Annotated in this window: 1 protein-coding gene; it reads right to left on the bottom strand. The window is 48.1% G+C overall.

The features are described 5' to 3' along the window. Positions 1–216: transposase (locus BHE89_RS03935; RefSeq protein ID WP_141008266.1), on the bottom strand; the 216-nt coding region annotated here is incomplete at both ends.

Here is a 216-nt window from a genome sequence, read left to right as displayed (position 1 = left end):
CAATTTGCACGAGAGAGTTTGTAGTTGAAAATCAGCACGGGCATTGGCTACCCGTTCGTGTACACCTGCAAGCTGTATTCGGGCTTTACGGCGATTAGCACTCCCTTTTGGCTTGCGAGATAAGGCTTTTTGTTTTCGACGTAGGTGACGGCTGGCATTGATAAGGTGGCGCGGATTAGCAATCTTATTGCCGTCTGATTTGATGGCGTAATGACT

It is taken from the genome of Shigella sp. FC1967, from assembly GCF_001743005.1.
Lineage (GTDB): Bacteria > Pseudomonadota > Gammaproteobacteria > Enterobacterales > Enterobacteriaceae > Proteus.
The sequence above is the reverse complement of the archived record's forward strand: the minus strand, read 5'-3'. Positions and strand labels throughout refer to the sequence as shown.